General features: G+C 65.3%; 17 protein-coding genes and 3 tRNA genes. 9 read left to right on the forward strand and 11 right to left on the reverse strand.

Annotated elements, in window-relative coordinates; genetic code table 11:
* The first annotated feature begins 135 nt into the window (after window positions 1-135).
* From recJ to IEX32_RS09140, 4 genes are all read left to right on the forward strand, one after another.
* Window positions 136-1923 carry a single-stranded-DNA-specific exonuclease RecJ gene (recJ, locus tag IEX32_RS09125; RefSeq protein ID WP_188770890.1) on the forward strand — a complete coding sequence of 596 codons (1788 nt, stop codon included), beginning with the start codon at window positions 136-138 and terminating at the stop codon, window positions 1921-1923.
* A 104-nt stretch (window positions 1924-2027) separates the two neighbouring features.
* Window positions 2028-2103, forward strand: a tRNA-Glu gene (locus IEX32_RS09130).
* A 39-nt stretch (window positions 2104-2142) separates the two neighbouring features.
* Window positions 2143-2218 (forward strand) — tRNA-Glu (locus IEX32_RS09135).
* 267 nt (window positions 2219-2485) lie between these two features.
* Window positions 2486-4234, forward strand: coding sequence for a DEAD/DEAH box helicase (locus IEX32_RS09140; RefSeq protein WP_188770704.1), 1749 nt, complete (start codon window positions 2486-2488; stop codon window positions 4232-4234).
* A gap of 221 nt (window positions 4235-4455) precedes the next feature.
* Here the strand turns inward: IEX32_RS09140 and IEX32_RS09145 are convergent, their stop codons facing one another.
* Window positions 4456-6003 (reverse strand): amino acid permease, encoded by a 1548-nt coding sequence (locus IEX32_RS09145; protein WP_188770706.1) that lies wholly within the window; start codon window positions 6001-6003, stop codon window positions 4456-4458.
* A 120-nt stretch (window positions 6004-6123) separates the two neighbouring features.
* On the opposite strand from IEX32_RS09145, the gene panB reads away from it, so the two are divergent.
* Window positions 6124-6993, forward strand: coding sequence for a 3-methyl-2-oxobutanoate hydroxymethyltransferase (panB, locus tag IEX32_RS09150; protein WP_188770708.1), 870 nt, complete (start codon window positions 6124-6126; stop codon window positions 6991-6993).
* A gap of 2 nt (window positions 6994-6995) precedes the next feature.
* On the opposite strand, the gene IEX32_RS09155 is transcribed toward panB, so the two are convergent.
* From IEX32_RS09155 to IEX32_RS09170, 4 genes are read right to left on the reverse strand one after another with little or no spacing between them, the layout of a single operon-like run.
* Complete coding sequence (locus IEX32_RS09155) at window positions 6996-8768, reverse strand: tetratricopeptide repeat protein (protein WP_229736272.1); 1773 nt, start codon at window positions 8766-8768, stop codon at window positions 6996-6998.
* Between the two features lie 25 nt (window positions 8769-8793).
* Entirely contained in the window at window positions 8794-10158 is a 1365-nt protein-coding gene (gene prsR / locus IEX32_RS09160; RefSeq protein WP_188770712.1) for a PEP-CTERM-box response regulator transcription factor, read from the reverse strand.
* Window positions 10158-12284: an XrtA/PEP-CTERM system histidine kinase PrsK gene (prsK, locus tag IEX32_RS09165; RefSeq protein WP_188770714.1), complete on the reverse strand. Its 2127-nt coding sequence runs from the start codon at window positions 12282-12284 to the stop codon at window positions 10158-10160. Before prsK ends, prsR begins: the two co-directional genes overlap by 1 nt.
* Window positions 12284-13669: a TIGR03013 family XrtA/PEP-CTERM system glycosyltransferase gene (locus IEX32_RS09170; protein ID WP_188770892.1), complete on the reverse strand. Its 1386-nt coding sequence runs from the start codon at window positions 13667-13669 to the stop codon at window positions 12284-12286. Before IEX32_RS09170 ends, prsK begins: the two co-directional genes overlap by 1 nt.
* A gap of 285 nt (window positions 13670-13954) precedes the next feature.
* On the opposite strand from IEX32_RS09170, the gene IEX32_RS09175 reads away from it, so the two are divergent.
* Complete coding sequence (locus tag IEX32_RS09175; RefSeq protein WP_188770716.1) at window positions 13955-14350, forward strand: hypothetical protein; 396 nt, start codon at window positions 13955-13957, stop codon at window positions 14348-14350.
* A 130-nt stretch (window positions 14351-14480) separates the two neighbouring features.
* Here the strand turns inward: IEX32_RS09175 and IEX32_RS09180 are convergent.
* From IEX32_RS09180 to efp, 3 genes are all read right to left on the reverse strand, one after another.
* Window positions 14481-14564 (reverse strand) — tRNA-Leu (locus IEX32_RS09180).
* 47 nt (window positions 14565-14611) lie between these two features.
* Window positions 14612-15433, reverse strand: a complete 822-nt coding sequence (locus tag IEX32_RS09185) for an inositol monophosphatase family protein (protein WP_188770717.1) — start codon at window positions 15431-15433, stop codon at window positions 14612-14614.
* 31 nt (window positions 15434-15464) lie between these two features.
* Window positions 15465-16028: an elongation factor P gene (gene efp / locus IEX32_RS09190; RefSeq protein WP_188770719.1), complete on the reverse strand. Its 564-nt coding sequence runs from the start codon at window positions 16026-16028 to the stop codon at window positions 15465-15467.
* 116 nt (window positions 16029-16144) lie between these two features.
* Between efp and IEX32_RS09195 the strand changes: the two genes are divergently transcribed.
* The 3 genes from IEX32_RS09195 (at window position 16145) to IEX32_RS09205 (ending at window position 17989) form a co-directional block, all read left to right on the forward strand.
* Window positions 16145-16534, forward strand: a complete 390-nt coding sequence (locus IEX32_RS09195; protein WP_188770721.1) for a hypothetical protein — start codon at window positions 16145-16147, stop codon at window positions 16532-16534.
* 89 nt (window positions 16535-16623) lie between these two features.
* Window positions 16624-17436, forward strand: a complete 813-nt coding sequence (locus tag IEX32_RS09200; protein ID WP_188770723.1) for an SDR family NAD(P)-dependent oxidoreductase — start codon at window positions 16624-16626, stop codon at window positions 17434-17436.
* 22 nt (window positions 17437-17458) lie between these two features.
* Entirely contained in the window at window positions 17459-17989 is a 531-nt protein-coding gene (locus IEX32_RS09205; RefSeq protein ID WP_188770725.1) for a nuclear transport factor 2 family protein, read from the forward strand.
* A gap of 29 nt (window positions 17990-18018) precedes the next feature.
* Here IEX32_RS09205 and ligD read toward each other — a convergent pair whose 3' ends face one another.
* Genes ligD through ku form a run of 3 tightly spaced genes read right to left on the reverse strand, consistent with a single transcriptional unit; the run spans window position 18019 to window position 21879 of the window.
* Window positions 18019-20538 carry a DNA ligase D gene (gene ligD / locus IEX32_RS09210; RefSeq protein ID WP_188770727.1) on the reverse strand — a complete coding sequence of 840 codons (2520 nt, stop codon included), beginning with the start codon at window positions 20536-20538 and terminating at the stop codon, window positions 18019-18021.
* Window positions 20525-21001 carry an MgtC/SapB family protein gene (locus IEX32_RS09215; protein WP_188770728.1) on the reverse strand — a complete coding sequence of 159 codons (477 nt, stop codon included), beginning with the start codon at window positions 20999-21001 and terminating at the stop codon, window positions 20525-20527. The genes ligD and IEX32_RS09215 overlap by 14 nt, the downstream gene beginning before the upstream one ends.
* Entirely contained in the window at window positions 21001-21879 is an 879-nt protein-coding gene (ku, locus tag IEX32_RS09220; RefSeq protein ID WP_188770730.1) for a non-homologous end joining protein Ku, read from the reverse strand. The genes IEX32_RS09215 and ku overlap by 1 nt, the downstream gene beginning before the upstream one ends.
* Window positions 21880-21912: the final 33 nt, after the last annotated feature.

Raw genomic sequence — 21912 nt, forward strand, 5'->3', positions numbered from 1 at the left:
GTCGCGAACGGCTATTGCGCATAGTAAAGGCATCGGCTGCACGATCTCCCGAAATTGCGAACAGGTCTGTTGAAAGCCTTTCACTGCGCGCGCTCAAGCCTTTTCGCGCCCGTCCGGCTCGTATACTCGATCATGATGGCTTCGCGACCTGCTTCGATTTTCGGCGTCGACCGTTCGCTCACCGGCAAGGCCTGGCGTTGGCGCGGCGGAAACATGGACCTCTCCGACCAGGCTGGCGGGCTTCAGGACGATATCGTCACCCAGCTCCTGCTCTCGCGCGGCGTCGCCCGCGAGGACCTCGACCGCCACCGCGCGCCTTCGCTGCGCGCCTTTCTGCCCGACCCGTCGGAGTTTCGCGACATGGACGCGGCTGCCGACCGCCTCGCCCAGGCGGTAATGACGGGCGAGATGGTCACGATCTATGGCGATTACGACGTCGACGGCGCGACCAGCGCGGCGCTGCTGATCCTGCTCCTGCGCCGCCTCGGTCACGATGCGCGCTACTATATCCCCGATCGTCTGCTGGAAGGCTACGGCCCCTCGGGCGAGGCCCTGGTGCGCATTGCCGGCGAAGGGTCGAGCCTGATCGTGACCGTCGATTGCGGCGCCATGGCGCACGAGGCGCTGGAGATGGCGCACAACGCGGGCGTCGATGTTATTGTCGTCGATCATCACAAGTGCGCGCCCGATCTCCCGCGCGCCGCCGCGCTCGTCAATCCCAACCGGCTGGACGAAGGCGGAATCGCCGCTAGTCACGGGCATCTTGCCGCCGTGGGGGTCGCATTCCTTCTGGCGGTCGCCACCGTGCGGACCCTGCGCCGGCGCGGCTATTTCGGGAGCCGACCCGAACCTGACCTCTTCTCCCTGCTCGATCTCGTCGCGCTGGGCACCGTGGCCGACGTTGCGGCGTTGCACGGCCTCAACCGCGCGCTGGTGGCACAAGGCCTCAAGGTCATGGCGCGGCGCGACAATATCGGCATGGCCGCGCTGATCGACGCGAGCCGCCTCAATCGCCCTCCCACCTGTAGCGATCTCGGCTTCGCGCTAGGGCCGCGCATCAACGCGGGCGGGCGTGTCGGCGAATCGACGCTCGGCGTGCGCTTGCTGACCACCACCGATCCCGACGAAGCACGCGAGATCGCCGCGCAGCTCTCGCGCCTAAACGACGAACGCCGTGGCATCGAGCAGGCAGTGCAGGAGGCGGCAGAGGCGCAGGTCGATCAGCAGCACAACCGCGCCGTGCTCGTCCTTGCCGGACTGGGCTGGCATCCCGGCGTCATCGGCATCGTCGCGGGGCGCATCAAGGAGAAGACAGGCAAGCCCGCACTGGTGATCGCGCTCGATGCCGACGAGGCCGGAAACGGCAAGGGTTCGGGCCGCTCCATCTCCGGCGTCGACCTCGGCGCCGCGATCATCGCCGCGCGCGAGGCGGGGTTGCTGGTGGCTGGCGGAGGGCACGCCATGGCAGCGGGCCTGACGATCGCGCCCGGCAAGCTCGAGGCGCTGTCCGAATGGCTCGATGCACGCCTCGCCCACGACGTTTCGCGTGCCAGCACCAACCAGGCCGTCCTGCTCGACCTGGCGCTTGCCCCCGGCGGCCTCACGCCGACCCTCGTGGAAACGCTTGAAAGCGCCGGGCCTTACGGCATGGGTTGGCCGGGACCGCGCGTGGCGGTGGGGCCAGTTCGCGTGGTCAAGGCCGATATCGTCGGCGCCGATCACGTGCGGCTGATCGTCAGCGGGAATGACGGCGGACGCTTCAAGGCCATGGCATTCCGCAATGCGGAAACGGAGATGGGCCAGGCTCTGCTCCACGCCTCGCAGGGCCGCCGTCTGTGGCTGGCCGGGCGCGCGAAGATCGACGACTGGGGCAGCCGGCCGCAAGCCGAACTCCACCTTGACGATGCCGCCTTTGCCGACTGACGGCCGCGCCCGAGAAAGAGTTCGCATTATCCGCAAGAACGGGGGTTGACCCTCCCGCGACCCGCCGCTAGAGGGCCGGTCCTGCCTCCGGCGCAGCACGGAATGGCCCCTTCGTCTAGCGGTCTAGGACGCGGCCCTTTCACGGCTGAAACACGGGTTCGAGTCCCGTAGGGGTCACCATCCGGTGCCGCGCCAGGCAGGCTTGCAAATGGCCTTATCGGCCCCTTCGTCTAGCGGTCTAGGACGCGGCCCTCTCACGGCTGAAACACGGGTTCGAGTCCCGTAGGGGTCACCAGCTTTTTCAAGCGCTTGGCACCTTTACCGAGATACACTCAAATTCAGTTGATGCGGTCACGGCCGCGCTCGCGTCGATTGTGCAATTTACGCGAGCCAAATGCCTGTCCGGTCTGTATGGGGGAAGTCAGAAGCCCCGGCGCGATGGTCGTGCCCGGATAGCCTCGTCAAGAGCGGGACATTCGAAACTGCACCGGCAATGAGCACGACAGCCGGTCACTTTCGTATGCGCCGCCGTGGATGGCGAGACCTTTGATTTGCGAGAAACATGCCCTTTTCCAATCTTCCCCCGCTGCTCGGCGAGGCCTTGTCAGAACGCGGCTATGCCGCTCCCACGCCCGTGCAGGCCGCGGTCCTTGAACAGGAAGCGCACGGCCGCGACCTGATCGTTTCCGCCCAGACCGGGTCCGGCAAGACCGTGGCATTCGGCCTTGCCATGGCCGTCGATCTTCTGGGCGCGGACGGATACATGCCTTCCGCAACGGCGCCGCTGGCGCTCATCGTCGCGCCCACGCGCGAGCTTGCCCTGCAGGTCAGCCGCGAACTTGCCTGGCTTTTCGACAGGTCCGGCGCCCGCCTGGCCACCTGCGTGGGCGGCATGGACGCGTCCAAGGAGCGGCGCGCGCTGAGCCGTGGGGCGCAGATCGTGGTGGGCACACCGGGGCGCCTGCGCGACCATCTCGAACGCGGTGCGCTCGATCTCTCGGCGCTTTGCACCGTCGTCCTCGACGAAGCGGACGAGATGCTCGACATGGGCTTTCGCGAGGACCTTGAGGAAATACTCGACGCCACGCCGTCCAAGCGGCGCACCCTGCTGTTCTCCGCCACTATGCCCGCGCCGATCGCGGCGCTCGCCCGCCGCTATCAGCACGACGCGCTGCGCATTTCCACTGTCGGCGAAAACCGGGGCCATGGCGACATCAGCTATCAGGCGATGGCCGTCGCCCCGGCCGACACGGAGAACGCCGTCGTCAATCTGCTTCGCCTGCACGAGGCGGAGACCGCCATGCTGTTCTGCGCCACACGCGACAATGTCCGCCGCCTGCACGCCAGCCTGCTGGAGCGCGGGTTCGCGGCGGTGGCGCTTTCCGGCGAGCACAGCCAGAACGAGCGCAACCAGGCGCTTCAGGCCCTGCGCGACCGGCGCGCGCGCGTCTGCGTGGCGACGGATGTGGCTGCGCGAGGCATCGACCTTCCTACGCTCAGCCTGGTCGTGCACGTCGAGATTCCGCGCGACGCCGAGACGCTGCAGCATCGCTCGGGCCGCACCGGCCGCGCCGGCAAGAAGGGCACGGCGGTGCTGATCGTCCCCTACCCCCGCCGCAAGCGGGTCGAATCCATGCTGCGCGGCGCCCGCATCCCGGCCGAATGGATCGCCGCGCCCACCGCCGCCGACATCCGCAAGGCCGACAGCGAACGGCTGCTGACCGCGTTGCTTGCTCCGATAGAGTTCAACGAAGATGATCACGCGCTGGCCGAACGCCTGCTGGCCGAACGCAGCCCGCGCGACATTGCCGCCGCACTGGTTCATGTCCACCGCGCCCGCCTGCCGCAGCCCGAAGAACTGCTGGGCAACGAAGCACCGCATGAACCGCGCGGTCCGCGTCCTGGCTTTGAAGACAGTGTCTGGTTCAAGCTGAATGTCGGCCGCAACCAGAATGCCGATCCGCGTTGGATACTGCCTCTGCTGTGCCGCAGGGGGCATGTGGGCCGCAGTGATATCGGCGCGATCCGCATCACTGCCCGCGAAACCCTGTTCGAGGTTCCCGGTGCGATCGCCGCCCGTTTCCTCGACGCCATCCGCCGGACTGCCGATGGCGAAGATGCCGTCGAAATCGAGCAGGCCAATGGACCGCCCCCATCTCAGGCCGCCCGGCCTCGCCACCGCAGTGGCGCCGCGCCAACGTCAGCAGGCAAACCGTTCAAGCACGGCCATGGTCCGGGCAAGGACAGGGGCGCCCCCAGAGGCACGCGCAAGAAAGGTCCGGCACCAAACAAGCCGGATCGCGCGAGATAACCATCGCGCCAGCAACCGGGAAGCCCGCCGGACCGACGCACGGCCTGCGGGATGACGCGCCGCGACGTGTCGCGGGCATACCTGCCCGGTTGCTCCCAGTGCCCACAGGCTGTGGGTAAGTCGGGGGACAAGACGGGCAGAAGCTGGGGATAGTCAGCCCATAACAGGTAAGAAAAGGGGAGCCCGAAGCCCCCCTTCCCTTCACCTCGCTGCTCTCGTCGTCACACCGGCGGAACCGGCTGCGGCGGAGCGTCCGGGTCGTCCTCGTGAACCTCGATCCTGCCAAGGCCGACGTGGCTCGTGCGATAGCCATAGAGGAAGTAGACGACGAGGCCGATGCCGCCCCAGATGGGAAGCACCATCTTCGCATCGAACGGCAGGTTGAGGTAGAGCCCCAGCGTGCCGAGGATCGCCAGCGGCGCGACCAGCCATACCAGCGGCGTACGAAACGGCCGGTGCCGGTCGGGCTGCGTCCTGCGCAGGATCAGCACCGCGATCGCCACCATGAAGAAGGCGAAGAGCGTACCCGAGTTGGAAATGTCGGCAAGCTGACCCACCGGCAGGAAGGCGGCGAAGAATGCCACCGCCACGCCCGTGATCATCGTCACGATGTGCGGCGTCTTCCAGCGCGGGTGGATCGTCGCCAGCTTCTCCGGCAGCAGACCGTCGCGCGCCATGACGAAGAAGATGCGGGTCTGGCCGAACAGCATGATCAGGATGACCGAGGGCAACGCGAGGAAGGCGGCGACGCCGATGAGGTCTCCGATGCGCGCCCAACCGATCGAGCGCAGGACGTGGGCGAGTGCCTCTCGCGAGCAGACCAGCGGTTCGGTCGCGGCGGCGGCGATGGCCCGGCACTGCGCGGCGAGTTCGGGCGTGCCGGGGGCGAGTATCTCGCCATTCGGCCCCGACACCGGCTGCGCGCCCATCGCGCCGATCGCGCCGGCTGCCACCAGCAGGTAGAAAACGGTGCAGATAGCAAGGCTGCCGATCAGGCCGATCGGGACATTGCGCTGCGGGTTCTTGGTTTCCTCGGCCGCGGTCGAAACGGCGTCGAAGCCCACATAGGCAAAAAAGATCGATGCAGCTGCGCCCACCGCACCCAGCCCTGCCCCATGACCGGCGCCAAACCACCCATTGGGCAGGAAGGGCTCGAAATTCTCGCCTTTCAGCACGGGCCAGGTCAGCGCGATGAAAACGGTGAGCGCGGTCACCTTGATGGCGACCAGCACGGCGTTGACGCGGGCGCTTTCGGTGGTGCCGATCATGAGCAGGAGCGTCACCAGCAACGCGATGAGCAGCGCTGGCAGGTTGACGATACCGCCGGCATAAGGCCCGACGACGAGAGCGTGGGGCAGCTCTATCCCCCAACTGTGGAGCAGGCCGACGAAATAGCCCGACCAGCCCACCGAAACCGCGCTGGCCGCGACCGCGTATTCCAGAATCAGCGCCCAACCGACCATCCAGGCCAGCAGTTCGCCCATGACCGCGTAAGTATAGGTATATGCCGATCCCGAGACCGGCACCATCGAGGCGATCTCGGAATAGCAAAGCGCGGCAAGGCCGCAGACGACGGCAGCGATAACGAAGGCCCACATCATGCCCGGCCCGGCTTTTTGCGCCGCTTCGGATGTGAGCACGAAAATACCGGTGCCGATGATGGCGCCGACGCCCAGCAGCGTCAGTTGCACCGCGCCGAGCGAACGATGAAGGGCTTTCTTTTCAGCCGTCGCCAGTATGGCATCGAGCGGCTTGACGCGTCCAAACATGCAGGACCCCCGAATTTTTGTATGGCGCGACGCTAGCGGCCAGCAATGGCTTGGCAAGAGCCAACCGCGCGCGCTTCCCCAGCTTTGCCAGAACCCGCGCGGGCCGCTACAAGTCGCTTCATGTCCACGACCTTTCAACTCGACACCGCAACCAGTCGCGCCAACCCCACCCCCGCGCCGATGAAGCGGCTGACCGTGCCAGCCATCCAGCGCCGCAAAGTCGAAGGCAAGACCGAAGAACCGCTTGTCATGCTGACCGCCTACACGGCGCGGCAGGCGCAGATTCTCGACCCCCACTGCGACATTCTGCTGGTAGGAGACAGCCTCGGTCAGGTGATCTACGGATTACCCTCGACGCTGCCGGTCACGCTGGACATGATGATCGCGCACGGCGCCGCCGTGGTGCGCGGCAGCTATCATTCAGTAGTCGTCGTCGACCTGCCTTTCGGCTCATACGAGCAATCGCCGGAGCAGGCCTTCGCCACCGCCAGCCGCGTCATGGCCGAAACCGGTTGCGCCGCCGTGAAGCTGGAAGGCGGGGCGGTGATGGCCGAAACCATAGAGTTTCTTTCGCGGCGCGGGATTCCGGTCATGGCACATGTCGGGCTGACCCCGCAGGCGGTCAACGCACTGGGCGGCTACGCCGCGCGCGGGCGCAGCCAGGAAGAGCACGCAAAGATACTTGCCGACGGTGCGGCCGTCGCCGAGGCGGGTGCCTTTGCCGTGGTCGTCGAAGGCGTGATCGAGGAAATCGCCATCGCCCTTACGCAAAGCGTGGAGATCCCGACCATCGGCATCGGCGGCTCCGCCCGGTGCGACGGCCAGGTACTCGTGACCGAGGACATGCTGGGCATGTTCGAGCGCGTGCCGCGCTTCGTGAAGCGCTATGCGGATCTGGCCGGAATGATCTCGGACACGGTCGCGAAATATGCCGAGGAAGTGCGCGCGCGCACGTTCCCCGGCCCCGAACAAACCTACCAGCCCAAGTAGCCTCAGCTCTCGCGGCGGCGCTCGAGCATCTGGCGCGCTTCGGCAATGAGCGGCGTGTTGCCGAGCAGTATCTGTGCCTTGTCGAGCAGCGCCTGCGCCGCACCGGCGCTACTTCCGGTTGCGGCGTAAGCGAAACCGAGCGCCTGAGTGGCCGCCGGACTGGACCGCTGAAGACGGTAGGCCGCCCGCGCGTTCGACTCCGCGGCGATAATGTCGCCCTCCTCCGCCTCGATGAGCGCAAGATCCGATCGCAGTTGAACGTCGCGCGCCTCGCCGTTGTCGCGCAACCACGACAGGATGGCGCGAGCCCGCCGCGTGTCGGCGCTGCCTGTGGCAAGCCGCGCCGCAGCGCGCAGCGCCGCGCGGTTGGTGGGATTCTGGCGCAAGTATCCCTCGACGAGTTCCCCGGCACCGACTCTATCGCCTGCCATGACATAGGCCGCGAAACGCCGCCGGAAGAGGCTCTCCGGCATCCTGATCTCGGCCGCCTCCTCATAACGGATTTGCGCTGCCTGCGCGCGCCCGAGCGCCAGTTGGACATCCCCGGCGAGCGACAGGTTGTCGTAGAATCCGGGATCGTCGCGGCGCGCGGCTTCTGCGGCCGCTTCTGCGGCGGAGGCCTGTCCTTGCGCCAGCATGCGGCCGATACGGCTGCCGTCCGGGAGCACACGAAGCGCCGCACTCCGTGGACGCGCCGCGCGGTCGAGCAGTTCGCCTGCCGCCTGACGGTCTCCAAGCGCTTCGTAGGCGCGGGCTACGACCGTCAGCAGGTAGGGCGAAGCGTCGTCGCGGGTGATCCGATCACGAAAACGCAGCGTGGCATAGCGGTATTCGCCGCTGAGATAGATCGCGCGGGCCAGCAGATCCTGCGCGCGGCGGCTGTCGGGCCGCACCCGGAGCACCTGCTCAAGCACTTCCGACGCGGCCGAAGGATTGCCGGCGGCAAGCTCGACGATCCCGCGCAGCAGGAGGACGCCCGCATGGCCATCCAGTTGCGCTCCGGTGCGATCGAGCAGGCCGCGCGCAAGCTGGTAATTGCCCGCGCGCGCGGCGAGCACGGCCTGCAGGTAGAAGGCGCGGGGGTGCTTCGGGCTAAGTTCCAGCACCCGGCGCGTCACCGTCAGGCATTCGCTCGCCCGTCCCATGTCGCCGAGCGTAGCCGCGTATTCCAGCAGTACCGACACATCGTCCGGCTTCTTCATCAGCGCTGTTTCGAACCAGGGAATCGCGGCCACAAGGCCGTAGCGATCCCGCACGAGCTGTCCCCGGAACTCAAGCGCGCGGACATTGTCGGGATCGAGTTTCAGGGCATGTTCGGCCGCCTCGATCGCGCGGAGATGCCGTCCCCTGGCATAGGTCAGGCGGCCGATCTCCACCCAGAGCGTCGCATCGTCCGGGATAATCGCGAGAGCCCTGTCATAAGCGTCTCCGGCCGCCTCCAGATTGCCGTCGAGACGTTCCAGCGCGGCCAGCGCGCGCCAGCCGTTTGCCGCGCTGCCCGGCGCGAAGTTTCCGCCTTTCAACCACCAGCGCGCCTTGTCGCGATCGTTCTGGGTGAGGTAGGCCTCGCCCATCCACGCCGCGACGTCGGCGCGAGCGGCCCCGCGATCGAGCGCCGTGCGAAGCTTCATTTCCGCATCGATGCCGTCCCCGCGCGTGATGGCATCGCGGGCCTGATCGATTAGCGCCTGCGTTCCGCTCCCCTCGCCCAGCACCGGCGCGAGCGCGAGTGGCGCGGCAAGAAAGACCGGCAGGAGTGCCAGCCTCCACCGCACGCGCCATTCCGGCGGTGGCCGTCGGTCAGGTTTGGAGATCGTACTGCTTGAGCAGGTCATAGAGCGTGGGCCGGCTGATACCCAGCATCTTGGCGGTACTCGAAATATTGCCCTCGCTCCGTGCGAGCGCATGGCGGATGACCTTCCGATCGGCCTGCTCTCGCGCGGTCTTGAGGTTGAGCGCGTTGATCACCTCATCGTCGGGCTGAATCAGGTCGAGGTCGGCTGCGGAAACGAGCTTTTCGTCGGCCATGATTACCGCGCGCTTCACGCGGTTTTCCAGCTCGCGGACATTGCCGGGCCAGCCCCATGCGTCGATCGCGGCCAGGGCATCGGCGGCCAAGCCGCGCACGCGCGGGTTCATCTCCTTGGCGAAGCGGTGGAGGAAGGCCTTTGCCAGCAGCGGCGCATCGCCCGGTCTTTCGGCAAGGCTGGGGATCTTCACGACGATCTCGGCAAGGCGGTAGTAGAGGTCCTCGCGAAAGCGGCCGTCGGCAATCATCGCTTCAAGATCCTGATGCGTGGCACAGACAATGCGGGTGTCGACCGGAATCGATTCGCGCGAACCGACGCGCTCGATCACCCGCTCCTGCAGGAAGCGCAGCAGCTTGACCTGGAGCTGGAGCGGGATGTCGCCCACCTCATCAAGGAACAAGGTGCCTCCACCGGCCTGCTCGATCTTGCCCTGCGTGGTCTTGACCGCGCCGGTGAAAGCACCCTTCTCATGCCCGAACAGCTCGCTTTCCAGCAGGTTTTCCGGGATCGCGGCGCAGTTGATGGCAACAAACTGCCCCTTGGCGCGGTCGCTGGCATCGTGGAGGCCGCGCGCCAGCAGCTCCTTGCCGGTGCCGCTCGCTCCCAGCAGCATGACCGAGACGTTGGTGTTGGCGACACGCTCGATGGTCCGTGCGACGCGGACCATTTCCGGCGCGGCGGTAATCATGCGGCCAAGGACTTTCTCGTCCTTTTCGACCTTCGCGGCGAGGCGGCGGTTCTCCTCCTCGAGCTTGTGAAGCTGGAGGGCGCGGCGCACGATGAGGCCGAGCACGTCGATGTCGACCGGCTTGCGGTAGAAGTCATAGGCCCCGCGCGCGATTGCCTGCAGCGCGGATTCCTGCGCGTTGTGGCCGCTGGCAACGATCACCTTGGTATCAGGCTTGAGCGCCATGATCTCGTCGAGCACCGCAAAGCCCTCGGTCACCCCGTCGGGGTCGGGCGGAAGTCCAAGATCGAGCGTGACGACGTCGGGCATTTCCGCGCGCAAGGTCGCCAGCGCCGATTGCCGGTCGCCCGCGATCAGCACCTCGAAATCCTCGTAGGCCCACTTGAGCTGGGCCTGAAGGCCCGCGTCATCCTCGACAACGAGCAGCTTGGGTCGGGTGTCGGTCATCAGGCTACTCTCTGATCCTTGTTGGCGATATTCTCGTAGAGGTCCGTCGCCGCCGCGAGCGGCAGGCGGACAATGAATCGCGAGCCCAACCCCTCGCGCGATTCGACATCGAGCCGGCCGCGCATCGCCTGCACCAGTTCACGGGCCTCGAACGCGCCGATGCCAAAGCCGCCGCTCTTGGTCGAAACGAAAGGTTTGAACAGGCCGTTGCGGACGAATTCCGAAGACATACCGCAGCCCGAATCGAGCACCTCGAAGCGGGCGTTGAGGCCATCGGCGACCACCGAGAGGAATACCGGGTTCTCAGGACGGCTGGCATCGAGCCCGTTCTGGACGAGGTGTACGAGCACCTGTTCCAGCGAATGGCGATTGGCGGTGACCGCCAGTTGCTGCATCTCGGCTACCACGACCTGGGGATTGCCCCTGAAGCGCTCGATCACGGTGCCGACCACCTCGGCCGTCCCGACCTTTTCGAGCCGTTCGACGCCGCCGGTGCCGTAGCGCGAGAGCCGGGCGATCAGAGCGTTCAGCTTCTCTGAGGAATTGCGCAGGGTGACAAGCATGTCATCACGGAACTCCTTCTTGTCGGCATGAAGCTCGGCATTGCGGGCGAGCAGGCTGAACTGACTGGCGAGGTTCTTGATGTCGTGCATCACGAAGGCCATGCGGCGGTGAAAATCCTCGAAGCGGCTCGATTCGGCTAGCGCCTCTTGGCTGGCGTGCTCGGCCAGATAGCTGGCGACCTGCTGGCCGACGACGCGCAGAAGATCGAAGTCCTCCCAGTCGAACTTGCGCGCGATCTGCGGCCGGGCCAGCACCACCATGCCGACGAGTCGCTCGTAATGGACAAGCGGCACCAGCGCCCAGGCACGCCCGTCGTCGAGCAGCCATTGTGGAACGTCGAGCTCCGGCCCGGAAGTCCCGCTTCCGGCGCGGATATCATCTAGATCGGTAATGAATCCGGTGCGTTGGAAGACTTCCAGCGAGCGTAAGGGAAAGGCCTCCGCGGGAACCTCGATCTCGCTCCAGTTCCAGCGCGAGGCGAGCGTCAGCTCTCCCTGATCCCCCGGCGTCAACAGCAATCCGGCGGGGCTGTCGGTGACATCGGCGATGGACTGCACCGCGCGTTCACCCAGCGGCTTGGCCTCCATGCCGCCGCTGCCGATGGTGCGGGTGAAGCGCAGCCATTCCTCGCGGTAGTCGTAGCGATGCTGGAAGAAATGCTTTGCCAGCGTGACCTTGAGCCATCCACGAACCCGGCGCGAGGGCAGCACGACCAGGGCAACCGCGCTCGCCAGCGTGAGGAAGGCAAGTTCGATCAGCCGCGCGAAATCGCCCCCGGCATAGGAAAGCCACTGCGCCACCGCGACCATGGCGACCAGATAGACGCCGATCACCAGCAGCGAGAACGTCTGAAAGGTGACAGCCCGCGACGGTCGGAATCGCAGTTCGTCGCGACTTTTCGACGCCGCCAATGCGAACGAACCCGCCAGCAGCAGCGTCGCCAGGCCGCGAAAAGCCGCTATCTCCACCGGCCAGGTGCCCGCCAGATAGGCGATCGTGTAGAGATTCAGATCGAAGGCCCAGAGAAAGGCGAGGCCCGAGGTAGGCCAGCGCAGCCCCGGTCGCGTCTCACGCGAGGCCCCGGCATAGAGATTGTGCGTGAGCACGAGACCTCCCACCGTCACCAGGAGGCGAAACATCACGTTGAAATCGAAGACGGCGCGAGGCACGTCCGGGGCGAGCACCGCTGTGGACAGAGCAAAAGTAACCGACAGGTGCAGCAGTTCGACGAAAGCAAGCGCCAGGATAACCGGACGGATCGGAGCCAGGCTGGCATGGCGGCCGTCGCTGGCGAAGAGCCGATAGATGACGAATAGCCATCCCAGATTGCGCATGCTCTCCGCCAGAGAAGGCGTAAAGTCCGGTCTCGATGCAGTGGATGCAGCCACCGCAAGCGACCATCCCGCCGTCAGCAGCAGGGCCGCGACGATCACGCCGCCTGCGCTGCCGAAGCGGTCCCTGCGCGGCCATAGCCAGATCGCCAGGCTGACGACGGCGATCGCGGCCGTAAGGTCCAGGCCGATACTGAACAAGGCCCAGTTTTCGACGCCGCTCGTACCCATCACCGGGCGCCTTCCGGCCAGAGCACCACGCGCAGGGTCTGGAGAATGATCAGCAGGTCGAGGAAGGGCGTATAGTTCTTCGCGTAGTAGAGATCGTATTCCAGCTTGTTGCGCGAATCCTCGATCGAGGCGCCATAGGGGTAATTGATCTGCGCCCATCCGGTGATGCCGGGCTTGACCATGTGGCGCTCGGCATAGAACGGAAGCTGGTCTTCAAGTTCGGCCACGAATTGCGGGCGTTCGGGGCGCGGCCCCACGAAACTCATCTCTCCCTTGAGAACGGTCCAGGCCTGCGGCAGTTCGTCGATGCGAACCATGCGGATGAACTTGCCTACGCGCGTGATGCGCGGATCGTCCTTGGACGCCCACTGCGCGCCCGCAGCCTCTGCATCGGTGCGCATGGAGCGCAGCTTGATGACGTCGAAACTCTGCCCATAGAGGCCGACGCGCGGCTGCCGGTAGAAGGCCGGCCCCTTGCTGTCGACTTTCACGATCAGCGCAAAGAGCAGGATGACCGGCGCGGTCAGCACCAGCAACAGAATGCTGGCGGCAATATCGAACATCCGCTTGGCCGCGCTCGAAAGCATCCGGCCGGAAGAGAAGCCGTCGGAAAAGATCAGCCAGCTTGGATTCAACGTGTCGAGATCGACCCGGCCGGTCTCGCGCTCAAGGAAGCTGGAAAACTCGTTGACATGGACGCCGGCGGTCTTGATGCGCAGCAGGTCCTTGAGCGGCAGCGCATTGCGGCGTTCCTCAAGCGCCAGCACGACTTCACTGACGCCGAGATTCTCCACGTAACGGGTCACATTGTGGATGGCGCTGCGGGCAATCGCCTCCTCGACCACCGGATGCGCCTCGCTCATGGCGATATAGCCGACGATGACGAAGCCGCTCTCCGGACGGTCGCCAAGCGCGCGCAGGCGCTGTGCCCGCTGGCCGGCGCCGAGCACGAGCACGCGGCGGCGAAAGGCCGAGGTGCCCAGAAACCCGCTCAGGAAGATGCGATTGAGGATCAGCAGGACGATCGCGAAGGCCATCGCGTAGGCAAGCGTCGAACGCCAGAAATGCTGACCGGCGATAAGGAAATCGACGAAGGACAAGGCAATCACGCCCAGCGAGATCGCCACGAGCAGGCGCGCGGCCGCAAAGCGTAGCGAGCGCAGGGCGTCAGGCCCGTAGACCCCGACGGAGATCATCGAGAGCACAATCGTCGCCGCGAAGGCACCGTGCGCCCCGAGCCGGTCGACCAGCTCTCCCGGCTCGATGCCGATCTGCTCTGCCCGCAGACGCCACGACAACTCGTTGGCGCCCAGCAGCAGCAGGACATCCACCAGCCACAAAAGCACGACCGAATGGGGAATATAATGTTTGAACAGACGAATCATCGTCGCATCAGCCACCTTAATAGGCCGTTCCCGGCTTCGAGGGCCTGCTTAGGGCCAAGGCGTAAAATGTCGGTAAAACTGACAGCGGCTCTGAAAAGCCAATTTCGGCGCGAATGCGCGAGATTCGCGAAAAACCGGATCGCGGATTTCGGCGGTGTCGGACTGGATTACAGGTTCGCCGGCTGCGAGAAGGTGTAGAGGCAGCCGCAACCACGGTCGCGGTAAGTTTGTCGCAACCAGTTCCTGCGACCATAAAATTAACCTGCACCGGGGATATTGTCGGCCATGAGGGATGGTTCGGACAACCGGCCCAGGCCGCTGGTCACAATCTACGGCAGTTTTGCCGTCGGGACGCTTATCGTCGCGGCCTGCTTTGGCTTCGCTACCGAAAGCGAAGTCATCCCGGGCCTGACCGACACCCGCAGCAAGGCGCCTGAGGAATCCCGCCCCGCTTCCGGCAGCGAGCCTGCCCGCATGGAGGGAATGCCCCCGACCCAGCAGTTCTTCGGCGCCGAGGCTCCCGAGGAGTTTACCGAAGCCGGCCCCCGTGAAGCCGAGATACGCGCCGGCAGCCCGGTGGAGTTCGAAGCAAACGGCGTGCCGCCATCTTCGGCCATGCCGCAGGGCATGATTCCGCCGGAAGCGGCCCCGCCTCAGCCCGAAGGCGTCATTTTGCCATAAAAGAGGCAGCGCCGTCAGCGTCAGCGTGCGCATCATCGCCATCAACGCGGCGATCGAAGCGGTCCGCGCCGCCGACTTGGCCTGATCGGGTTCGCGCGAACCTGCGCTGACGAGCGCTTTTCACGGAGAATGGTGCCCCTGGCCCGACTCGAACGGGCACGTCTTGCGACAAACGATTTTGAGTCGTTCGCGTCTACCATTCCGCCACAGGGGCACGGGATCGGCGCGGCTGACTTAACCGCACCGTCCAATCTGCTCAAGTCAGTCCTTGAGCGCGGTCACCAATATCTTGTGCAGGCGCGTGTGCAATGCATCGTTGCCCGCGAGAACTTCCACGTCGCAGATCGGCTGCGAGCGGCCTTTCCAGTCGGAGACGAAACCGCCCGCCTCACGCACGAGGAGGCAGCCGGCCGCCGTGTCCCAAGGGCTGAGATCGGCTTCCCAGAAGCCCTCATAGCGTCCCGCCGCGACCCACGCGAGATCAAGCGCGGCCGAACCGAAGCGCCGGATTCCCGCGACCTGCGGCGCAAGCCCGCCGTAGATCTTCATCCATTGCCCCGCATCGCCCTTGCCCGCGAAAGGAATACCCGTTGCGATCAGGCTTTCGTCGAGGTGGCGGCGCGAGGAGACGCGCAGGCGGCGGTCTTGCAGCCAGGCGCCGCGCGACTTTTCCGCCCAGAAGCTCTCGTCGGTGATCGGCTGATAGACCAGACCCGCGATCACTTCGCCCCAGCCCTTCCCGTCGAGACGCGGCTCCTGCACCGCGATCGAAATCGCGAAATGCGGCATGCCGTGGAGAAAGTTGGTAGTCCCGTCGAGCGGGTCGACGATGAAGCGCGGCATGCCCGGATCGCCTTCGATCTCGCCGGCTTCCTCGAACAGGAAACCCCAGCCCGGTCGCGCGACCTTGAGTTCGTCCCAGATCGTGCGCTCGGCGGCCTGGTCGGCCTTGGAGACGAAGTCCGCCGGCCCCTTTCGGCTCACCTGCAGGTGCTCGATCTCGCCGAAATCGCGGCGCAGGCGGCCGCCGGCCTTGCGAGCGGCCTTTTCCATGACGCGGATGAGACCGGAAATAGCGGCCATCGTGATATTACCCTGTACTTGCTGGAAGGAATCAGTCCGCCTTGCGGACGTACGCCTTCTCGTAAACGTCGACGACGATGCGGGTTCCGCTCTCGATGTGCGGCGGCACCATCACGCGCACGCCGTTGTCGAGCACGGCGGGCTTGTAGCTGGACGAGGCGGTCTGGCCCTTCACCACGGCGTCGGCCTCAACGATGGTGGCCTCGACCTGCTCGGGAAGCTGTACCGAGATCGGGCGCTCTTCCCAGAGCTCGAGCAGCACCTGCATGCCGTCCTGCAGGAAAGCGGCGGCATCGCCGAGCAGGTCGGCGGGAAGCTGGATCTGCTCGTAGGTCTCGATGTCCATGAACACGAGGCTATCGCCCTCGGCATAGAGGAACTGGAAGTCCTTGGTATCGAGGCGCACCTTCTCGACCGTGTCGGCGCTGCGGAAGCGAACATTGGTCTTGCGGCCATCGATCAGGTTCTTCATCTCGACCTGCATGAATGCGCCGCCCTTGCCCGGCTGGGTGTGCTGCGTCTTGGCGACTTTCCAGATGCCGTTTTCGTATTCGAGGATGTTGCCGGGGCGGATGTCGACGCCGCTGATCTTCATGGGTTGATGCCTTCGATGGGAAAGAACCTGGCCGGCCGACGTGGCCGCGAAGGTTGCGCCCTTAGCGAAGCTCGTCGCTTGTGGCAATTGCCTCGCGCCAATGCTAGCCGGTTGCCATGACGCGCGCTCATCTTCCCGCCGCCGCACTCTGCGCGGCTGTCGTCCTCACGGGCTGTTCCACGGACGGAACACCGCCGCCCCCGGTTCCGGGTGGCCAGATCGGCACGCTGATGCTCGGCAACTATACGTGCGAGCTTCCGGGCGAAGCGGGAGGGCCGGTTGGAAAAGTGCTGCCGGAATACGCCTTCGAGGTCGTCAACGCCTCCAACTACAAGGCGGATGGAATACGCGGCAGCTATCTCTACACCAGCGACCGCGTGGTGATGACAGGAGGCAAGCTGAAGGGCCTGAAGTTCATCCGCGTATCGAGCGGATTTCTGCGCCAGCTCGACGATCAGGGCAAGGAAACCGGCATGCGCTGCGTCTTGACCTCGCGCGATTATTAGACCGCATCTTCGCTGATCGCTCCCACGGTTTGCCTCCCGGTGCGGGCCGACCTAGCTCCTGATCTAGCAAGACGTTGGGAGAACGGAGCATGGAGCTCGACCTGCGAGACAAGGTTGCGGTCGTCACCGGAGCAACCGCGAACATCGGCCGGGCCGTTTCGCTCGATTTCGCGCGGGAAGGCGCGAAGGTGGTGCTCGTCGGCCGAGACGAGGAAGCCGGCGCGCGACTGGTTGCAGACTGCACGGACGCCGGCGCTTGCGGCGCCGTCTTCGTCGCCGCCGACGTGCTCGATCCCGCCTCTCCGACACGGGTTCTGGAAGCCGCGGATACGCTGGGTTCGATCGACATTCTCGTCAACAACATCGGCGGCAATGTCGATCAGGGATTCTTTGTCGATTCCGATCCCGACAAGTGGATGGCAGACATCGACATCAACTTTGGCACCGTGCTGCGCATGACTCATGCGGTTCTGCCCGGCATGATCGAGCGCAAGTCGGGCGCGATCGTCAACGTCGGTTCGACCGCCGCAATCGTTGGCGACTACATGCTGCCGGTCTATTCGGCCGCCAAGGGCGCGGTGCACAGCTTCACCGTCGTCCTTGCCAAGGAAGTGGGACAGCACGGCGTGCGCGTGAACGCGATTGCCCCCTACGCGACAATTTCCACCGATCCCGCCGCCTTCAGCAAGGGCAGCCGGTTCCATCCCGATTCCGGGCTGTTCAGCAAGGGCGCCGCCAGCGTGCGCGAGGAAGATCGCGCCATCCGGCAGCGCCGCACCTTCGTCGGCAAGCCCTTTGCCTCTCCCGAAGAAATGTCGGGCATGGTGCTCTTTCTCGCCTCGACGCGGGCGAGTTTCATCACCGGGCAGGTCTACCCGATCGACGGTGGCGCCCTGCTCTGAACCAACCGGGAGGAAAACGAACATGGCGATCGACGAAGCCGCACTGCAGACGGTGATCGACAAGGAAGCAATCCGCGAACTCGTGCTGCTCTATTCGCGCGCGATAGACCGGCAGGACATCGAACTGCTGAAGGACCTCTACACCGAGGACGCCACGGACACGCACGGTGACAGCTTCGACGGTTCGGCGCAGGACTACTGCAAGTTCATCGCCGGCTCCTTCCCCTACATGCCCTACTCCGGCCATCACGTCTGCAATCACCTGATCGCGGTCGACGGCGACGCGGCCTGCGGCGAAGTCTATGCCTTGGCCTATCACCTCATCCCGACGCGCGAGGGGGGGCAGGAAGAAGACTTCATGGCCGTGCGCTATATCGACAATTATCGCCGCTGCCCCGACGGCAAATGGCGGTTCTCAAAGCGCGTGGTCACCTACGACTTCAAGCTGCGCCGCCCCTTCGTCGGCGGCGGTACGCACGGACAGCGCGAGGCGGATCCCAGCTACAGCGTCTGCACGCAGCGCTTGTTCCGGCGCGGCGCGCGGGCCTCATGATTGGAGCGATCCGGCGACGAGCCGCGAGTTCACAGCTCAGGGAGCGCCTGGTCGGCAAAACCCCATCCCTGTAAACCGACGCTCGACGCCCGCTTCAGCAATTTGTCCGCGTTTGAAATCGAGAATGCGGCAGGCGTATCGATGTCCTTCAGCTCCGCCCATGTAACCGGCGCCGCCACGGGCGCGCCGGACCGTGCGCGTGCGGAATAGGGCACGACGGCGGTTGCGCCGCGCTGGTTGCGCAGCCAGTCGATGAATATCCGCCCCTTGCGCCTGGCCTTCGACATCGTGGCGACGAAGCGTTCCGGTTCGGCCGTGCTCAGCGCTTCGGCAAAGCGCCGCGCGAAGTCCTTGTGCGTTTCCCAGTCGTGCCCCGGCCGCAGAGGCACCACGACATGCACCCCCTTGCCGCCGGAAAGCATCGCAAAGCTGACAAGGCCGATATCGGCGAGATGCTTTTGCAGATCACGCGCCGCGCGTTTCACATCGGCAAAGTCCAGGGCCACATCCGGATCGAGATCGAAAATCATCCGGTCGGGCTGCTCGACATCTTCGGCGTGGCAGGCCCAGCCGTGGAACTCGATGGTGCCCATCTGGACGCAGCCAAGCACGCCTTCGGCGCTGTCGACATAGAGGTACTGATCCGTCTTCCCGGACTTCTCGCGAATGCCGACGTGGTGCACGTGCTCGCCAAAGCTGCCGCTGTCATGCTTCTGGAAGAAGCACTTCTTCGCGCGCCCTTGCGGGCAGCGGACAAGACTGACCGGGCGCCGCGAAAGGTGCGGCAGCATGATCGGGGCAACAGTGGAGTAGTAATCGGCGAGGTCGCCCTTGGTCAGGCCGGCGTCCGGAAAGACCACGCGCTCGCGGTGGCTGATCCTGATCTCGGGCGGGTCGTCGCCTGCCTCCGGTTTCCGGACCCGTTCGGGCGTCACGTCCTTCGCGTCCTTGTCCTGGCGCAGGGCGATGAACGAGCCGTGCCGCACGCGTCCTTCGGCGGTGAACTCGGCAAAGGCCACTTCCGCCACGAGGTCCGCCCTCACCCACCGCGCACCGCGCGTTTCCGGTCGCGGCGCATCGAGAGGCGGGGTCTTGCGCTTGCGGGCCGCGAACTTGCTTGCAAGTTCCACCAGGCTGCGACTGTCGAACCCGGTTCCGACCTTGCCCTTGTAGACGAGCTTCCCGCCCTCATGCTGGGCGAGCAGCAGCGAAGCGAAAGGCCGCCCCATTGACTTGCTGGGTTGCCAGCCGACGATCACGAACTCCTGACGGCGAGTGCATTTCACCTTGAGCCAGTTGCGGCTGCGCTTGCCCTGATAGGCTCCATTCGCGCGCTTGCTGATGATCCCTTCCTGACGCGCGCCGCACATGGCGTCCAGCAGCTCTTCGCCCGCGCCGATGACGTGGTCCGCCACGCGGATCGGCGGCTTCGCATGCGAAAGAAGACCGGTCAGCCGTTCCTTCCGCTCCAGATTCCCGCGCGCGGAAAGGTCCTCGCCGTCAAGTTCGAGAAGATCGAAAGCATGGAAGTCCAGGTACTTCCCACCCTGTTCGCCGTGACCGCGCTTGAGCATCTCCTGAAGCGCGGAAAAACTCGGATTTCCGTCCTCTCCTGGCGCGGTGATCTCGCCGTCGATCAGGCATGGCGGCAGGTCCAGTTCGGCGAAGGCGTCGCGCAACGGCGCAAACTTTTCGGTCCAGTCCTGTCCCGAACGGGTGTAGATGACCACGTTCTCTCCGGCCGCCGCCACGAGGCAGCGATAGCCGTCGAACTTGATCTCGTGAAACCAGTCGCTTCCGTCCGGCACGTGATCGACAAGCGTGGCGAGCTGGGGCTTGCGAAACCCGGGCACGCGGTTGCCCCCACGCGGCCCGGCCTTGCGTTTGGCAACCTCGCGCGAATGGCTTGCCGCCTTCCTGAGCGTCACATCCAGCCGCGCGCCCTTCTTGTCCTGGAGGGAATGCGTGGCCTCCTTGTCCTGCGCTACCTCCTGCATGGTCCTGCCGGTCTCGACGCTGGTCAGTTCACGGCGCACGAGGTCGTCCGACCCACCCGTAAATTCGTCATCGACTTTGCGCAGCAGCCAGTTCTCGCGCTTCTCGCCCGGACGCGACTTCATCCGCACCAGCAGCCATTCGCCCTTCATGCGCTCGCCGTCGAGGATGAAATGCAGGTGCCCCTTCTTCAGATCCTTCGCGCTCTTGCCTGGCACGGGATGCCAGGTGCCGTGGTCCCAGAGCATCACCGTCCCGCCGCCATATTCGCCCTGCGGGATCGTGCCTTCGAACCCGCCATAGGCCAGCGGGTGATCCTCGGTGCGCACCGCCAGCCGCTTGTCCCGCGGATCGAGGCTGGGTCCGCGCGTGACGGCCCAGCTCTTCAGGACGCCGTCGATCTCCAGACGAAAATCGAAATGCAGGCGCCGCGCGGCATGCTTTTGCACCACGAAGCTGTTGCCCGCCTTGCGCTCGCGCGTTCCGCGCGGTTCGCGCGTCCGCCTGAAATCGCGCTTCGCGTTGTAGGTCGAGAGGGTATCACTCGTCGGCATTCTGCCTCCCCGGCAAGCGCTTTTCGGCGATGCGGACCAGGATCAGGAGCGCAAGGGCGAGCGCCGCCCCCACGAGCACGATCGGATAAAGCCCCGCACCGCTTGCGATCCCCAGCGTAGCCGTCAGCCAGATATGCGCCGCCGACGTCAGGTTCTTTACGTTATCGCCCCGTACGATGATAAGGCCGGCCGCGATGATGCCGATGGCCGCAGCCATCCCCTCAATCACGCGCAAGGGGTCGAGACGGGAATCTCGCCCGCCGAGCTGGTAGAACAGAACCAGTGCGGTGACGGTCATCAGCGCCGCGCTGAGCGCGACGAAGCCGTGCGTTCTGAGCCCCGCGTCGAAACCTTTCAGCTCCCGCTCGATGCCCAGCAGCATCCCCACGCAGGTCCCCGTCAGCAGACGCGCGGCGATGTCCATCCCCATGGCGTCGAACGGCATCCACGGGTTCAGTTCCATTACGCCCTCTTCCGCCCCGCCTGACCGGTCTTCCGCCCGGACGACGAGCCCTTGGCGGTGGAACGCTTTTTGCCCGGCTCCGTTTCGCCGCCTTTCGCCACGGACTGCTTGAGCGCCGCCATGAGGTCGATCACGTTCGATCCTCCGGCCGCGGCAGGCGCCGCCTCCTCCTCGATCACGCGCTTGCCTTTCGCCTTGGCCTTGCGGTCTATGACCCGCTTGAGCCCTTCGACGTAGCGGTCATGGAATTCGGTAGCTTTGAACGGCGCGGTCTTTTTTTCGATGAGCTCGGTCGCCAGCGAGAGCAGTTCCTTGTCCGGCTTGGCATCGCCGATCGAGCGGAAATAGCCTTCCGCGCGATGTACCTCGTCGGCATAGCGCAACAGCTCGAGCACCATCCCGCGTCCGCAAGGCTTGAGCGATGCCAGATGCTCACGCCCCCGCACAGAAAGCTGGCCGAGGCCAACCTTGCGCGATTTTCGGAGCGCGTCGCGCAGGACGACATAGGCCTCTTCCGCCAGTTCATCGGCCGGCACGACGAAATAGGGTTTCTCGTAATAGAGCACGTCGATCTCGTCCGCCTCGACGAACTGGACAAGATCCAGCGTGCGCTTGCTCTCGACCTTGACTGCCTCGATCTCGTCGTCGTCGAGCAGGATGTAGCGGTTCTTCTCGATCTGATAGCCCTTCAGGATATCATCGCGATCGACGGGACCGACACCGGGCACGACTTTCTCGTATCTGATCGGCTTGCCAGAGGGTTCGTGGATCTGGCGAAAGCTGATCGAGGCACCGCTCTTCGTCGCGGGATAGACTTCGACCGGAATGGACACGAGCGCCAACCGGATCTGGCCCTGCCAGTATGCGCGTGCGGCCATGGAATTCTCCTTTCCCACCGTTAGCAACGAAGG

Source organism: Novosphingobium endophyticum (assembly GCF_014640675.1).
Taxonomy (GTDB): Bacteria; Pseudomonadota; Alphaproteobacteria; order Sphingomonadales; family Sphingomonadaceae; genus Novosphingobium; species Novosphingobium endophyticum.

Coding starts and splice junctions, on each gene's coding strand:
- IEX32_RS09205 (WP_188770725.1), top strand. CDS start 17,459: ATGGCGATCGACGAAGCCGCACTGCAGACGGTGATCGACAAGGAAGCA.
- panB (WP_188770708.1), top strand. CDS start 6,124: ATGTCCACGACCTTTCAACTCGACACCGCAACCAGTCGCGCCAACCCC.
- ligD (WP_188770727.1), bottom strand. CDS start 20,538: ATGCCGACGAGTGATACCCTCTCGACCTACAACGCGAAGCGCGATTTC.
- IEX32_RS09185 (WP_188770717.1), bottom strand. CDS start 15,433: ATGGCCGCTATTTCCGGTCTCATCCGCGTCATGGAAAAGGCCGCTCGC.
- IEX32_RS09175 (WP_188770716.1), top strand. CDS start 13,955: ATGAGGGATGGTTCGGACAACCGGCCCAGGCCGCTGGTCACAATCTAC.
- IEX32_RS09200 (WP_188770723.1), top strand. CDS start 16,624: ATGGAGCTCGACCTGCGAGACAAGGTTGCGGTCGTCACCGGAGCAACC.
- prsR (WP_188770712.1), bottom strand. CDS start 10,158: ATGACCGACACCCGACCCAAGCTGCTCGTTGTCGAGGATGACGCGGGC.
- IEX32_RS09170 (WP_188770892.1), bottom strand. CDS start 13,669: ATGATTCGTCTGTTCAAACATTATATTCCCCATTCGGTCGTGCTTTTG.
- IEX32_RS09145 (WP_188770706.1), bottom strand. CDS start 6,003: ATGTTTGGACGCGTCAAGCCGCTCGATGCCATACTGGCGACGGCTGAA.
- recJ (WP_188770890.1), top strand. CDS start 136: ATGGCTTCGCGACCTGCTTCGATTTTCGGCGTCGACCGTTCGCTCACC.
- efp (WP_188770719.1), bottom strand. CDS start 16,028: ATGAAGATCAGCGGCGTCGACATCCGCCCCGGCAACATCCTCGAATAC.
- IEX32_RS09195 (WP_188770721.1), top strand. CDS start 16,145: ATGACGCGCGCTCATCTTCCCGCCGCCGCACTCTGCGCGGCTGTCGTC.
- ku (WP_188770730.1), bottom strand. CDS start 21,879: ATGGCCGCACGCGCATACTGGCAGGGCCAGATCCGGTTGGCGCTCGTG.
- prsK (WP_188770714.1), bottom strand. CDS start 12,284: ATGGGTACGAGCGGCGTCGAAAACTGGGCCTTGTTCAGTATCGGCCTG.
- IEX32_RS09215 (WP_188770728.1), bottom strand. CDS start 21,001: ATGGAACTGAACCCGTGGATGCCGTTCGACGCCATGGGGATGGACATC.
- IEX32_RS09140 (WP_188770704.1), top strand. CDS start 2,486: ATGCCCTTTTCCAATCTTCCCCCGCTGCTCGGCGAGGCCTTGTCAGAA.